This window comes from Burkholderia cepacia GG4, from assembly GCF_000292915.1.
Lineage (GTDB): Bacteria > Pseudomonadota > Gammaproteobacteria > Burkholderiales > Burkholderiaceae > Burkholderia > Burkholderia cepacia_D.
The window spans coordinates 1,821,359-1,835,960 of the sequence record NC_018513.1; the positions used below are offsets into that span (position 1 = coordinate 1,821,359).

14 protein-coding genes are annotated in these 14,602 nt (G+C 68.2%); 10 read left to right on the top strand and 4 right to left on the bottom strand.

Annotation, left to right across the window (positions count from 1 at the left end):
• Positions 1-79: 79 nt before the first annotated feature.
• Positions 80-1,813, bottom strand: coding sequence for a ClcB-like voltage-gated chloride channel protein (locus tag GEM_RS08335; RefSeq protein ID WP_014896969.1), 1,734 nt, complete (start codon positions 1,811-1,813; stop codon positions 80-82).
• Between the two features lie 115 nt (positions 1,814-1,928).
• Entirely contained in the window at positions 1,929-3,005 is a 1,077-nt protein-coding gene (locus tag GEM_RS08340; RefSeq protein ID WP_051137969.1) for a YeiH family protein, read from the bottom strand.
• Between the two features lie 112 nt (positions 3,006-3,117).
• Between GEM_RS08340 and GEM_RS08345 the strand changes: the two genes are divergently transcribed.
• From GEM_RS08345 to GEM_RS08380, 8 genes are all read left to right on the top strand, one after another.
• Entirely contained in the window at positions 3,118-4,011 is an 894-nt protein-coding gene (locus GEM_RS08345) for a LysR family transcriptional regulator (RefSeq protein WP_014896971.1), read from the top strand.
• 160 nt (positions 4,012-4,171) lie between these two features.
• A complete protein-coding gene (locus GEM_RS08350; RefSeq protein ID WP_014896972.1) occupies positions 4,172-4,936 on the top strand; it encodes a sugar phosphate isomerase/epimerase family protein in 765 nt (254 codons plus the stop codon).
• Positions 4,937-4,964: 28 nt separating this feature from the next.
• On the top strand, positions 4,965-5,957 hold the full coding sequence (locus tag GEM_RS08355; RefSeq protein ID WP_014896973.1) for a sugar kinase: 993 nt from the start codon (positions 4,965-4,967) through the stop codon (positions 5,955-5,957).
• 249 nt (positions 5,958-6,206) lie between these two features.
• On the top strand, positions 6,207-7,487 hold the full coding sequence (locus GEM_RS08360; RefSeq protein WP_014896974.1) for an MFS transporter: 1,281 nt from the start codon (positions 6,207-6,209) through the stop codon (positions 7,485-7,487).
• A 5-nt stretch (positions 7,488-7,492) separates the two neighbouring features.
• On the top strand, positions 7,493-8,458 hold the full coding sequence (locus tag GEM_RS08365) for a 2-hydroxyacid dehydrogenase (RefSeq protein WP_014896975.1): 966 nt from the start codon (positions 7,493-7,495) through the stop codon (positions 8,456-8,458).
• Positions 8,459-8,813: 355 nt separating this feature from the next.
• Positions 8,814-9,857 carry a LacI family DNA-binding transcriptional regulator gene (locus GEM_RS08370; protein ID WP_014896976.1) on the top strand — a complete coding sequence of 348 codons (1,044 nt, stop codon included), beginning with the start codon at positions 8,814-8,816 and terminating at the stop codon, positions 9,855-9,857.
• 54 nt (positions 9,858-9,911) lie between these two features.
• The gene (locus GEM_RS08375; protein ID WP_014896977.1) at positions 9,912-10,700 is read left to right on the top strand and encodes a YhfC family intramembrane metalloprotease; all 789 of its coding nucleotides are present in this window, start codon (positions 9,912-9,914) and stop codon (positions 10,698-10,700) included.
• Positions 10,701-10,713: 13 nt separating this feature from the next.
• A complete protein-coding gene (locus tag GEM_RS08380; protein ID WP_014896978.1) occupies positions 10,714-11,076 on the top strand; it encodes a DUF3022 domain-containing protein in 363 nt (120 codons plus the stop codon).
• Between the two features lie 33 nt (positions 11,077-11,109).
• On the opposite strand, the gene GEM_RS08385 is transcribed toward GEM_RS08380, so the two are convergent.
• A complete protein-coding gene (locus tag GEM_RS08385) occupies positions 11,110-11,541 on the bottom strand; it encodes a PGDYG domain-containing protein (RefSeq protein WP_014896979.1) in 432 nt (143 codons plus the stop codon).
• A 128-nt stretch (positions 11,542-11,669) separates the two neighbouring features.
• Complete coding sequence (locus GEM_RS08390) at positions 11,670-12,191, bottom strand: Spy/CpxP family protein refolding chaperone (RefSeq protein ID WP_014896980.1); 522 nt, start codon at positions 12,189-12,191, stop codon at positions 11,670-11,672.
• 337 nt (positions 12,192-12,528) lie between these two features.
• On the opposite strand from GEM_RS08390, the gene GEM_RS08395 reads away from it, so the two are divergent.
• Together GEM_RS08395 and GEM_RS08400 are read left to right on the top strand one after the other, a co-directional pair.
• Positions 12,529-12,993: an Lrp/AsnC family transcriptional regulator gene (locus GEM_RS08395; protein ID WP_006481526.1), complete on the top strand. Its 465-nt coding sequence runs from the start codon at positions 12,529-12,531 to the stop codon at positions 12,991-12,993.
• Between the two features lie 457 nt (positions 12,994-13,450).
• On the top strand, positions 13,451-14,551 hold the full coding sequence (locus tag GEM_RS08400; RefSeq protein WP_014896981.1) for a saccharopine dehydrogenase family protein: 1,101 nt from the start codon (positions 13,451-13,453) through the stop codon (positions 14,549-14,551).
• Positions 14,552-14,602: the final 51 nt, after the last annotated feature.

Consider the following 14,602-nt stretch of genomic DNA (forward strand, 5'->3'; position numbering starts at 1 on the left):
GGGACCGGCGCGCGGCGGCCAGCGAGGCGATGCGGCGGCGCACGCGACACCGCGCACCGGGCGGCGCACCGCATGCGCGTCAGCGCTCGCCCGTCATCCGCCGGTACGCGTCGAGCAGCGACGTCTTGTAGACGACGCCCGCGAGCGTCGGCTCGGCTTCGCTTTCGATCACCGGCAGCCGTTCGCCCTGGAACGCCATGAAGCGTTCGAGTGCGGTCGCGAGTGGCATGTCGGGCGTGAGCAGCGGAAACGGCGTATGCGTGTAGTGCGCGGCCGTCTTGTCGGTCGTGTCGCGCTTGTCGAGCAAGTCGGACGTGATGTCCTTCAGCGCGACTGCGCCGCGGAAGCGCCCGGTGTCGTCGGTCACGTACAGGTACTTCACCGGATACTCGAGAAACACGCGCGTCATGTCGGCGACGCTCGCGGTGAGCGGCACGACGGTCTCGGCGGGCTGGATCAGCTCGCGCATCTGCGTGGTGCGCAGCCGCAGCCGTTCCTGCGCGTCCTGGTGGTGACGCAGCGTGATCTCGTACATCGACGTCGTGCCGGTCGCGCGCGCGACGAAATACGCGAACACGCACGACACCAGCAGCGGCAGCACGACCTGGTAGCTGAGCGTCATCTCGAAGATCATCAGGATTGCCATCAGCGGCGCCTGCGTGGCGCCGGCCATGAACGCGCCCATCCCGACCATCGCATACGCGAAGTACGCGGACGTGTGGCCGGGCCACAGCATGTTCATCGCGAGCCCGAACAGCGAGCCGAACACGGCGCCGACGAACAGCGTCGGCGTGAACACGCCGCCGACCGCGCCCGAGCCGGCCGTCGCGGCGGTCGCGATCACCTTGAACACCAGCACCGCGACGAGCGCCTGCCAGGTCCATGGTGCATGCAGGATGTGGTTCACGACGCTGTAGCCGTTGCCCCACACATCCGGAATCCACACCGAGATCACGCCGACGACGAGGCCGCCGAGCGCGAGCCGCACCGGCAGCGGCACGGGCAGCCGCTTGAACTGGTTCTTCGACGCGTCGAGCAGATGCAGGAACTGCGGCGCGAGCACGCCGCACAGCGCGCCGAGCACGACGAACAGCAGCACCTCGGGGCCGGTGACGGCCGGGAACACCGGCATCTCGTACGGCGGCCGGTAGCCGGCGAATTCCCGCATCACGATGTTGGCGACCACGGACGCGACGACCATCGGCCCGAAGCTTTCCATCGCGATCGTGCCGAGCACGATTTCCGACACGAAGAACGCGCCGGCGATCGGCGCGTTGTACGCGGACGTGATCCCGGCCGCCGCGCCGCACGCGACGAGCAGGCGCAGGCGCGGCGGGTCGAAGTGCACGAAGCGGCCGACCAGCGACGCGGCGAGCGCCGCGAGCTGCACCATCGGGCCTTCGCGGCCGATCGAGCCGCCGCTGCCGATCGTCAGCAGCGACGACACGCTGCGCCACAGGCTTTGCCGTACCGGCACGATGCCGTCGCCGAGCGCGACGGCTTCCATGTAGTCGGTCTTGCCGGATTTTTTATCGCCGCGCGTCGCCAACAGCAGCACCCCGCCGGCGAGGAAGCCGCCCACGGCCGGCATCCAGAAGCGCACGTACCACGGCAGGCTTTTCGCCATCTGCACGAAGCTGCCGCTGTGCCCCGAGATCAGGCGCTGCATCAGGTCGATGCCTTCGCGGAACGCCATGGTGGCGAAGGCGCCGCCGACGCCGACGACGGCCGACCAGATCAGCATCGTATGGGCGTCCGACAGGCGGAACAGCGTCTGGGCGCGAGTGCGCAGCTTCAGCAGGAACGAGAGCACGGCTGAAAGTGGGTAATAAAGAGGACGAAGGAAAACGACGCGAAGCATAGCACTGCGCCGCGCCCGCGGGACCTTCCCGTCGGGCGCGGCGCGTGTCGCGGCGTGGATGTGCGGCTCAGCCAAGCCAGTGCTGCACGGCCCAGGTGATCCCGTAACCGCCGGCGATCAACCATACGTACAGGATCAGGCCGGTGATCAGTGCGCGCGGGCCGGCTTCGCGGATCTGCGACACGCGGGTCTCGATGCCGAGCGCGGTCATCGCCATCGTCAGCGCGAAGGTGTCGAGCACGTTCAGCGTGTGGGTGACATCGGCGGGCAGCACGTTCAACGAGTTGACGATCACGAAGCCGAGGAAGCCGAGCGCGAACCAGGGCACGGCCACCTTGCGCTTGCCTTGCGCGCCGTCGGCGCTGGCGTGCGCCGAGCGTGCGGAGCGGGCGAGCCACCAGCCGAGTGTGAGCAGCACCGGCACGAGCAGCATCACGCGGGTCATCTTGACGATCGTCGCGACGCGGGTGACTTCCGGGCTGATGTCGCTCGCCGCGCCGACCACCTGCGCGACTTCATGGATCGTGCCGCCGAAGAACAGGCCGAGGCCGGCCGGGTCGAGGTTGAGCAGACCGGCGTGATACGCGAGCGGGTACAGGAACATCGACAGCGTGCCGAACAGCACGACGCTGCCCACGGCCATCGCGCTCTGGTGCGGCTTCGACTGCAGCGTCGACTCGAATGCGAGCACGGCGGCCGCGCCGCAGATCGCGCTGCCGGCGGCGGTGAGCAGCGCCGCGTCGCGATCGAGCTTCATGACCTTCATGCCGACCCAGGTGCCGATCACGAGCGTGCTGACGACGACCAGCACCGACACCGTCAGGCCCGGCAGGCCGACCTGCGCGATTTCCTGCAGGCTCACGCGCAAGCCGAAGAACGCGACCGCGATGCGCAGCAGCTTGCGTGCGGAAAAGTTGACGCCGGCCGCCCAGCTGGCGGGCATGCCGTCGCGCAGCGCGTTGCCGTACAGCGCGCCCGCGACGATGCCGACGATCAGCGGCGACAGGCCGAGCCCGGCGATCGCCGGCAGTTGCGACAGGCTGGTGACGGCGGCGGCGAACAGCGCGACGAACAGCACGCCGTTCATCTGGCCGCGCATCGACGGCGCGGCGTGGCTGACAGGGGGAGTCGGAGCAGTGGGCATGGCGGCACCGTGTAGATGCATGTTGCGATGCCCTAATCCTAATTTGGTTATATCGATATGAAAAATAGTGATTTGTGACGTAAACTATCCGGAAAGCCGATAATTCATTCTCATGACCCCGGATCAACTGATAACGTTCGCGGCTGTCGCCGAACATCTGAACATCAGCCACGCCGCCGTGGCGCTGCATCTGTCGCAGCCGGCCGTGTCGGGCCAACTGCGCCTGCTGCAGGACGAGTTCGGCGAGCCGCTGTACCAGCGCGACGGCCGTGGCATCCGCCTGACGCCGGTCGGCGAGCAGCTTGCGCAGTACGCGAAGGCGCAGCGCGACACGTTCGCGCAGGCACGCGCGTTTCGCGATGCGGTGCGCGGGCTCGATGCCGGCACGCTGCGAATCGGCGCAAGCACGACGCCCGCCAGCTATCTGCTGCCGTACCTGATCGCGGCGTTTCAGCCGCGCGCGCCGCGCGTGGCGATCCAGACGATGAGCGGCAACACCGCCGACGTGGTCGCCGCGCTGGCGTCGCTCGACATCGCGATGATCGAAGGCCCGCCCGGCGAGGCGCTGCCGCCCGGCACCGCCGTGCATGCATGGCACGAGGACGAGATCGTCGCGATCGTGCCGAGCGGGCATCCGCTCGCGGCACCCGACTACGCTGCCGGCGTCACGCTCGATGCACTTGCCGCGCATCCGCTCGTGCTGCGCGAGGAGGGCTCCGGCGTGCGGCAGCTCGTCGAACGCGCGTTCGCGCATGGCGGCGCGCCGATGCGCGTCGCGTTCGAGATCGCGGGGGTGGAGGCTGTGAAGGAGGCCGTGCGCGCGGGGATGGGCGTCGGGTTCGTGTCAGCGATGTCGCTGCGTCACCAGGACGCGGCGCTCGTGCCGCGCTCGCTGGCCCCTGCGCCGCTCACGCGCCATTTCTCGATTCTGGTGCCGCACGGCGCCGCGCCGTCGCGCGTGGCCGCCCAGTTCCTCGACATGAGCCTCACGCACGACGCCGGATAAGCGGTCGAAGCCGGCCCGGGAGCGCCGGATACGCGTCTGCAGGCGTGCGTTCGTGCGTCGGCTGGCTTAGGGATTTCCTCTATGGCGCGCACCGGAGGCGAAGCGCACCATCCGTCTCAAGCAAATGGAACCGGTTCCATTCGGGTACAAAAGGGCAGATATGGCAGACATCGTGATCGTGGCGAGCGCATTCGGGATGGACCGCGTGCGTCAGGAGGGCCACCGTGCATTCATCGCGACCGCGGCGGCGTCCGGCGCGACCGGCTTCGAGGTGCGGCGCGAGCTGTTCGCGTCGGACGACGACGCGACGCCCGGCGCGCTGGCCGCGCTCGGTACCGAACTCGCCGCGCACGGACTGTGGTCGGTCTATTCGACGCCGGCCATGCTGTATACGGAAACGGGCGCGCTCGACGCCGACACGTTGCGCGACACGCTCGTGGAAGCCGACGCGCTCGGCGCGCGCTTCGTCAAATTCCAGCTCGGCGGCTTCGCCGGCGACGCGCATGCGGCCGAGATCGTCGCGCTGTCGCGCGGTGCGCGGGCCCGCGTGGTGGTCGAGAACGGCCAGCTGCCGGTGGGCGGCGCGCTCGCGCAGTTCCGCGGACTGTTCGACGCGCTGAGCCAGGCGGGCATGCCGGATGCGCTCGGCATGACGTTCGACATCGGCAACTGGCAGTGGCCCGGCGAAGCGCCGCTCGCATGCGCCCAGGCGCTGGCGCCGCATGTCGAATACATTCATTGCAAGGCCGTCGAAGGCGAGGGTGCGCGCCGATTCGCGGTGGCGCCCGCGCCGGGCGATCCACTCGTCACGGGCGTGCTCGCGGCCCTGCCGCAAGCGGCGCCGCGCGGCATCGAGTTTCCGTTCGATGCGGCCGACCTGGCGGGCGATGCCGGCCGCCGAGTCGCGTGGCTCGCCGCCGCGTGACGCCGGCAGGATACGGAGGAGTTCACTCATGAAAGCAGCACTCGATGTCGTGACCTACGGCGAAGCGATGGCGATGTTCATCGCCGCCGAGCCGGGCCACCTCACGCATGCGCAACAATTCACGAAGCGGATCGCGGGCGCGGACCTGAACGTCGCGATCGGCCTGGCACGGCTCGGCTTCCGGGTCGGCTGGATGAGCCGGGTCGGCCGCGATTCGTTCGGCGGCTACGTGCTCGACACGCTCGCGCGCGAAGGCATCGACGCGTCATGCGTGACCGTCGATCCGCGCTATCCGACCGGGTTCCAGCTGAAGTCGCGCAACGACGACGGCAGCGATCCGACCGTCGAGTATTTCCGCAAGGGCTCGGCCGCGAGCCACCTGTCGTGCGACGACTACGTGGCCGACTACGTGCTCGGCGCGCGTCACCTGCATTTGACGGGCGTCGCGCCGGCGATCTCCGCGACGTCGTGCGAGCTGGCGTTCCGTCTCGCACGCGAGATGCGCGCGGCCGGCAAGACGATCTCGTTCGACCCGAACCTGCGCCCGACGCTGTGGCCGTCCGCCGACGTGATGGCGAAGACGCTGAACGCGCTCGCCACGCTTGCCGACTGGGTGCTGCCGGGCCTCGCCGAAGGGCAGCAGCTGACCGGGCACGACACGCCGGCCGATATTGCGGGCTTCTATCTGGCACAGGGCGCACGTGGCGTGGTGATCAAGCTGGGCGCCGCAGGGGCGTACTTCCGCATGGCCGACGGCCGCGAGGGCACGGTGTCTGGCGAGCACGTCGCGAACGTGGTCGACACGGTCGGCGCCGGCGACGGCTTCGCGGTCGGCGTGGTCAGCGCGTTGCTGGACGGCAAGCCGGTCGAGCAGGCCGTCGCGCGCGGCAACCGCATCGGTGCGCTTGCGATCCAGGTGATCGGCGACTCGGAAGGCTTGCCGACCCGCGCGGCGCTCGATCGGCTCGAAAACGTCAGCAATCGCGCCGATCGCTTAGAGGAAATCGTCACCGCGCAATGAGAGGCCGGACACGGCACAATCCGCGGACCCATTTCGTGCTTCGTGCACGGATTTGCATGAGGCCGGAGCAGGCGCGATGCGCCGACGCCGGTTGATTCCCGAAAGGGCGGGAGTAAGTGCTGAAGCACCAACTCCCGCCGACCGCCGCAGGGTATGAGTAGGTGCTGAAGCGCCAACTCTTACCAACCGCGGCATGGGGCGGGAGTAGGCGCTGAAGCGCTAACTCGCGCCGACACAGGAGACACTCTGATGGCAGCCAATCTCGCATCCCGACGCTGGTGGACGATCATGCCGATCGTCTTCATCACCTACAGCCTCGCTTACCTCGACCGCGCGAACTACGGGTTCGCGGCCGCGGCCGGCATCAACCAGGACCTCGGGATCAGCAAGGGCCTGTCGTCGCTGATCGGCGCGCTGTTCTTCCTCGGCTACTTCTTCTTCCAGATTCCGGGCGCGATCTATGCGGAGCGCCGCAGCGTCAAGAAACTCGTGTTCGTCAGCCTCGTGCTGTGGGGCGCTTGCGCGGCGCTCACGGGCGTAGTCACCAACATCCCGTCGCTGATGGCGATCCGCTTCGTGCTCGGCGTGGTCGAGGCGGCCGTGATGCCGGCGATGCTGATCTACATCAGCAACTGGTTCACGAAAAACGAACGCTCGCGCGCGAACACGTTCCTGATCCTCGGCAACCCCGTCACCGTGCTGTGGATGTCGATCGTGTCAGGCTATCTCGTGCACGAATTCGGCTGGCGCCACATGTTCATCGCCGAAGGCGTGCCGGCTGTGATCTGGGCCGTGTGCTGGTGGTTCCTCGTGCAGGACAAGCCGGCGGATTCGCCGTGGCTCAACGCGCAGGAAAAGCGCGACCTCGACGCGGCGCTCGCGGCCGAACAGGCGACGATCAAGCCCGTGCGCAACTACGGCGAGGCGTTCCGTTCGCCGGCCGTGATCAAGCTGTGCGCGCAGTACTTCTGCTGGAGCATCGGCGTGTACGGCTTCGTGCTGTGGCTGCCGTCGATCGTCAAGAACGGCTCCGAGCTCGGGATGGTCGCGACCGGCTGGCTGTCGGCGCTGCCGTATCTCGCGGCGACGATCGCGATGCTCGTCGCGTCGTGGGCGTCGGACAAGGTCGGCTCGCGCCGCGGCTTCGTGTGGCCGTTCCTGCTGGTCGGCGCGGCCGCGTTCGCCGCGTCGTATGCGCTCGGCTCGTCGCATTTCTGGATCTCGTATGCGCTGCTGGTCCTCGCGGGCGCCGCGATGTACGCGCCGTACGGCCCGTTCTTCGCGATCGTGCCGGAGCTGCTGCCGAAGAACGTCGCCGGCGGTGCGATGGCGCTGATCAACAGCATGGGCGCGCTCGGCTCGTTCGTCGGCTCGTATTTCGTCGGCTACCTGAATGGCGCGACCGGGTCGCCCGTCGCGTCGTATGCGTTCATGAGCGCCGCGCTCGTCGCCGCGGTGATCCTCACGCTGTCCGTCAAACCCCAGGCGCGCGATGCGCATCCGCTCGCGGCGCCGCTGCAAGGAAAATGAAAACGATGAAGCCTCGTATCGTCGCGTACAAGCCGCTGCCCGATGACGTTCTCGCGTACCTGCGCGAGCATGCGGACGTCGTGCAGGCCGACGGCGCCGACGCGCTCGCCGATGCCCTCGGCGACGCGGACGGTGCGATCGGCGCGAGCCTGAAGGTCACGCCGCAGATGCTCGATCGCGCGCCGCGGCTGAAGGCCTGGTCGACGATCTCGGTCGGCTATGACAACTTCGACGTCGCGGATCTCACGCGGCGCGGCATCGTGCTCGCGCACACGCCCGACGTGCTGACCGAATCGACCGCCGACACCGTGTTCTCGCTGATCCTCGCGTCCGCGCGGCGCGTGGTCGAACTGGCGGAGTGGGTGAAGGCCGGCCACTGGCATCGCAGCATCGGTCCCGATCTGTACGGCACCGACGTGCAGGGCAAGACGCTCGGCATCGTCGGGCTCGGGCGGATCGGCGGCGCGGTCGCGCGCCGCGCGGCGCTCGGTTTCCGGATGCAGGTGCTGTACACGAACCGGTCCGCGCATGCCGAGGCCGAGACGCAGTACGGCGCGCAGCGCGTCACGCTCGACGAACTGCTCGCCCAGGCGGATTTCGTATGCCTGCAGGTGCCGCTGTCGCCGGAAACGCATCACCTGATCGGCGCGGCCGAATTCGCGAAGATGAAGCGCGGCGCGATCCTGATCAACGCATCGCGCGGCCCGGTGGTCGACGAGGCCGCGCTGATCGACGCGCTGCGTGCCGGCACGATCCGCGGCGCGGGGCTCGACGTGTTCGAGAAGGAGCCGTTGCCGGCGGATTCGCCGCTGCTGCAGATGCACAACGTGGTCGCGCTGCCGCATATCGGCTCGGCGACGCACGAGACGCGCCACGCGATGGCGCGCTGCGCCGCGGAAAACCTGGTCGGCGCGCTGGCCGGCACGCTGCGCACGAACCTCGTCAATCCCGACGCGCGCGCGCGCGCCTGAACGGCGACGGCCGGCCGGTGGGGCCGCCGGCGCCGTTAGAGTCGATGGTCTTGGTGCGGGAGGGCAGGCTGCGTTATGATCGCCCGCTCGTCGCATCCACGACCCGGCCACGCTGCCGGCGGCGTCCGGCGACGGGCATCCGTGCCAGGTCCGGTGCGGCCGATCGCTGTTCGTTTCAGGCGACCGGGGTGGGCGCGAACGCGCCGGCTTCGGTCGACCGCGAAGCATGGGGGCAGCGCAAGCGCTGAAGCGTTTGCGCTGATCGACAGCGGCGTCCGCCGGGTGGCTTTCGTATCCAACAACAAAGGTCCGTCCGCACACGAAGCGGCGCGGATCGTACGTCGCGAGGCACGACTTGAGCGATTCGCAACCTTCCACGCAGCGTCCGGCGACGATCAGCGACGTCGCACGCGAAGCCGGCACGGGCAAGACCAGCGTTTCGCGCTATCTGAACGGCGAGACGAACGTGCTGTCCGCCGATCTGCGCCAGCGGATCGAGACCGCGATCGCGCGGCTCAACTACCGGCCGAACCAGATGGCGCGCGGGCTGAAGCGCGGCCGCAACCGGCTGCTGGGCATGCTCGCGGCCGACCTGACCAATCCGTATACCGTCGAAGTGCTGCAGGGCGTCGAGGCCGCGTGCCATGCGCTCGGCTACATGCCGCTCATCTGTCACGCGGCGAATGAAGTCGAGATGGAACGGCGCTTCCTGCAGCTGCTCACGACCTACCGGGTCGAGGGGCTGATCGTCAACGCGCTCGGCGCCGAGGAAGACGTGCTGCGCCCGCTGCGCGGCGGTGGCATCCCGGCCGTGCTGGTCGACCGGACGGTCGAGGGCTTCGAGGCCGACCTGATCGGTCTCGACAACACCGATGCGATCGAAACGGCGCTCGCGCACCTGATCGCGCGCGGCTTCGATGCCATTCATTTCGTCGTGCAGCCGTTCGAGCGCGTCAGTTCGCGGCGCATGCGCGAGGCCGCATTCCGTGCGGCGCTCGACGCGCGCGGGCTGCCGGTGCCGCCGACGGTCGTGCTCGACCTGAACGCGCCCGACCTGGCCGCGGCGGCGCTCGCAGACCTCGACGCGCGCATCGACGACGCGAAGCGGCGCGGCGTGCGCGCGGCGCTGTTCGCCGCGAACGCGCCGGTCGCGCTCGCGATCGCGCGCCACCTGCGTGCGCGGTTCGGCGCCGCGTGGCAGGAACAGGCCGCGCTGCTGTCGATCGACGATCCGGAGTGGGCCGAGCTGATCGGCATCACGACGATCCGTCAGCCGACCTACGAGATTGGTTACAAGGCCGTCGAATTCGTGCATGAGCGTATCGACGGCGCGGCCGGCGACGTGCGCGTCGCGATGCTGCCCGGCGAGCTGATTGCGCGCGCGTCGACCGCAAGCTGAGTATCATTCGGGGCACGCAGCGCGTCAGGTGCGCTGCCCCGAACAAGGAAATACATGATTGTCGCCCCCGTCACGCTGGCGGTGCTGATCGCCGCCACGCTGATCATCGCGCTGCTGCCGTTCGTTCTGTTCCGTACCCTGCGCAAGCCGCTTGCGCTCGACCGCCGCGACACCATCGTCGGCGTCGCCGTCTTCACGCTGTTCGCGATGATCGTCGAACGTGCATTCCACGGCCTCGTGCTGAGCCAGACGCCCGCAGGCGGCTGGCTCACGCAGCCGCTCGCGTTCGTCGCGTACAGCGCGCTCGCGACCGCCGTGTTCGAGGAAGTCGGGCGCTATCTCGGGATGCGGTTCCTGAACCGCCGCTACGGCGCGTCGGCCGGCGACGGTCGCGCAATCGGCTACGGGATCGGTCATGCCGGTGCCGAAACCTGGTTCGTCGGCGTGCTCGTGTGGGGCCAGTGGTCGTACCTCGCGTGGCTCGCGAGCCGCGGGCAGCTCGAGACGCAGTTGGCGGACCTGCCGGGCGATACCGTCGTGCGGCTGCACGTGATGCTGGCGACGCTGTCGGTGCCGTCGATCCTGCTGTTGCTGCTCGAGCGCTGCGCGGCGTTCACGGTGCAGCTCGCGCTGTCGGTGCTGGTCTGGCGCGGCGTGCGCGCCGGCCGCGCGGGCGTGCTGCCGCTCGCGATCGTGCTGCATGCACTCGCGGTCGCACCGGCGCTGCTGTATCAGCTGCGCGTGTTGCCGGCCGAATGGTACGAGGCCGTGTATTTCGTGCTGGCCGCGATCCTGGTCGTCGTGCTGGTGAAGACGTGCCGCGCGCCGCGCGCGGCGGCCTGACGGGAGAGACGGAATGGACGACTATCTGATCGAATGCCAGAGCGCCGAATTCGACGCGCTCGCGCGCGTGATCTGCGATCTCTTTCCGGAGCAGACCCGCTTCGCCGAAAGCTGCGACGAACGTGGGCGATTCCTGTCCGTGCACTGGCTCGCGATGCGGTTCGGTTCGATGCCCAAGCGGATGACGCTCGACATCCGCATCGTGCCGGCCGCGCTGGCGCGCTATCTGGCGCTCAGGCCGATGCAGCGCGCGCGCAGCCATGCGGTGCTGCATGCGTATACGGAAGCGATGCTGGGCTCGCTCGAGGAGCGCCACGCGGCAGGCGAGGCCGTCGAGCGCGATGCGGAACTCGAGCTCGACGAAGACTTTGCGTGAGTGCGCGCGCCGGCGTAATGCCGGCGCGGCATGTTATGCGTCGCGGTAGACCTGCGCGAAGCGCTGCGCCTGCACGACACCGTAGTCGCCGGGCGCATACTGCATCACCCAGTCGCCGGCGACGCCGCGCAGCGTGTCGCCGTTTTCCGAGCGGGCGATCGTGAACGGCTCGTCCATCCGGCGGGCGAGCACGACGGCCGGCCGGTTCCGGTATGCGCCGGGCGCGCCGTGCGCGAGCGCCGGATCGGCGGGCAGGTACTTCGCGTCGAAGCGCGCGCGCGACACGACCCAGCGGTCGCCGGTCGAGCCGGTGATCAGCGCGTCGCCTGCCACATAACGGTTCGGGCCTTCGAGGCTCATCAGTTCGCCGTCGGCATCCGCGAAGGCGACCGCAACGGTTTCGTCCTTGACGACGCGACGGGCCTGCGGGTCGGTACGCAGATCGATGTGCTTGAGTTCGAGCATGGCGGGGAAGTGCGGGAAAAGCCGGGAGCTTATCCCGAAATCGGCGCGCCGTGTGACGCGCCGGTTTCCGGCGGGACGCACGACGCCGTTCGGCCCGGGCGGGCAGCACGGCGTCGGCGCGGCGGACGTCAGGGTTGTGCGGGCGCGGCGGCTGCCTTGCCGTCCTTGCTCTTGCCCTTGCCGCGTTGTTCGCCGCCATGGTGCAGCCAGTTGCGGAACGTCGTGTCGGCCAGCGCTTTCTGGTCGGCCGGGAAGGTCGCGTAGAGCGGCGCGAATGCGTCGGCGAGCTTCTTCGCGCCGTCCGCGTTCGCCTGCGCGAGTTCCGCGTACTGCTTGATGTCGTCGACCGCGGACACGTTGTGGCTTTCCATCCGTGCGCGATAGAGGCGGCCCATCGTTTCGCCGTTCTCACGCATCGTGTCGGCGAACGTCTTCCATTGCGGTTCCTGCGCCGACGTGATCTTCAACTGGTCGTGCAGGTACTTGACGCGCTGCTCGATGCGCGCTTCGTGGCGTGCCGCGCGCTGCTCGGCGCTCGGCGCCGACGCGGCCGTGGCCGTGGCAGGAGCGGGCTGCGGTTGCGGCTGGGTCTGCGCGAATGCGCCGGCCGTCACGGCGAGCATGGCGAGGGTGAGCGAGATTTTCTTCATGGTTGGCACTCCGGGGTGGTGTCGTGCGAGCGGGCGCGGCGGCAACTGCCGCGATCGCGCATCTCGCGTCGCACCTTATTAGTAGCACGTTGCATGCGGCGCAGCAGCGAAAGCGACACTTGCTTACATCCGATACGAATCGAAATTGAAAGGGACCTGTCGGGCGGGCAAGCGGCGACGGCATTCGATCGGCACGCGGGTCGTCGCACGCGAACGAGGCGGGTGGGGCACGCGTGAACCCGTGAAGGCGCGCGATGCCGTTTGGGTGCGCCGGCGTTCGGCGCTATCATCGCGTCACGTTCCATTTCGCCGGCGCGCTGCACGCCGGCCCAGCCTCATGCGTCCACCTCGCCTCGACCAACTCGACGACCTCGACCGGCAACTCGTCGCGCTGCTGCAAGCGGATGCGCGCGCAAGCGTCGCCGATCTCGCGCGACAGCTCGACGTCGCACGCACGACGGTCGTCGCGCGCATCGCGCGGCTCGAGCGCACGAACGTGATCGCCGGATACAGCGTGCGGCTCGGCCAGGACGTGCTCGACGCGAGCATTTACGCGTATGTCGGCATCATCCTCACGCCGAAGTTCGGCAAGGACGTGCTGCGCAAGCTCGACCGCATGCCCGAGGTGCAATTGCTGTGCGCGGTGAGCGGCGAATACGACTATGTCGCGTGGCTGCGTGCCGATTCGCCGGAGCGACTCAACGATCTGCTCGACCAGATCGGCACGCTCGAAGGCGTCGAGCGCACCACGACGTCGATCATTCTGTCGCGCAAGATCGATCGCGGCACGATCGGCGGATGACGCATCGCATGCGGCGCGCTTGTCGAGATCGCCGCACTTGTCGCGCGTGACTCGGTAGCGCGATTCATCGCGCCGGTTGTTCTTCCGTTACCTTCCATTGATGCCTGCCGTTTGCGCTCGCCGCAGGGCGGGCCGCCGGTGTGCGCATCGCCGCGCTGGCGTCATTGCGTTCCATGCCTGCATGGGCGCGTGCAACGATTCCTTCGCGCGTACATGTCCCGCCTTGCGCGTTCCTTCCTGACTGCCAGAACGCGTGCACCGCGGCTCGTTTGCGGCGCGTCATAGACGCAATTTTTAGATGATTTGGTCGTTGCGACGAAATACATCGTCATTTCGTCGAATTTATCGGTCGTTTCGCATCATTCTTCCTCTTGGAACTGATTTTGCGCGTCCCTAAACTGTGTTCATGGCTCGACGCCGTACACCAACACCAAACCCATCATCAGGAGATAAGCGCATGAAAATCGCCATCGTCGGCGCAGGTCTGATCGGCCACACCATTGCTCACATGCTGCGTGAAACGGGCGACTACGAAGTCGTCGCGTTCGACCGCGATGCGGATGCGCTCGCCAAGCTGTCGCGTGAAGGCATCGCGACGCAACGCGTGGATTCGGCCGACTCCAATGCGATCCGTGAAGCCGTGAAGGGCTTCGATGCGCTCGTCAATGCGCTGCCGTACTACCTCGCCGTCAACGTCGCCGCGGCAGCCAAGGCTGCCGGCGTGCATTACTTTGACCTGACCGAAGACGTGCGTGCGACCCACGCGATCCGCGAACTGGCCGACGGTTCGGACCGTGCGTTCATGCCGCAGTGCGGCCTCGCACCGGGCTTCATCGGTCTCGCCGCACATGAACTGGTGAATGGCTTCAGCGAAGTGCGCGACGTGAAGATGCGCGTCGGCGCGCTGCCCGAGTATCCGACCAACGCGCTGAAGTACAACCTGACGTGGAGCGTCGACGGCCTGATCAACGAATACTGCCAGCCGTGCGAAGCGATCCGCGACGGTCGCAAGCAATGGGTGCAGCCGCTCGAAGGCCTCGAGCACTTCTCGCTGGACGGTACCGAATACGAAGCGTTCAACACGTCGGGCGGCCTGGGCACGCTGTGCGAGACGCTGTCGGGCAAGGTCGAGACGCTCGACTACAAGTCGGTGCGCTATCCGGGCCACCGCGATCTCGTGCAGTTCCTGCTCGAGGACCTGCGCCTGTCGACCGACCGCGACACGCTCAAGTCGATCATGCGCCGCGCGGTGCCGTCGACGAAGCAGGACGTCGTGCTCGTGTTCATCACGGTGACGGGCGTGAAGGACGGCCAGCTGGTGCAGGACGTGTTCACGCGCAAGATCTTCGCGAAGGACGTGTGCGGGATGCACATGAGCGCGATCCAGATCACGACGGCCGGCGCGATGTGCGCGGTGCTGGATCTGTTCCGCGAAAAGAAGCTGCCGCAGAGCGGTTTCATCCCGCAGGAAAAGGTGTCGCTGAAGGCATTCCTGTCGAACCGCTTCGGCAAGCTGTACGAAGGCGGCACGATGGAGCGCGTGCACGCGGTCGCCTGACGACCCGCCAGCCTCTGGCACGAGGGCCGCACGACGCCGGGAGCGCAACAG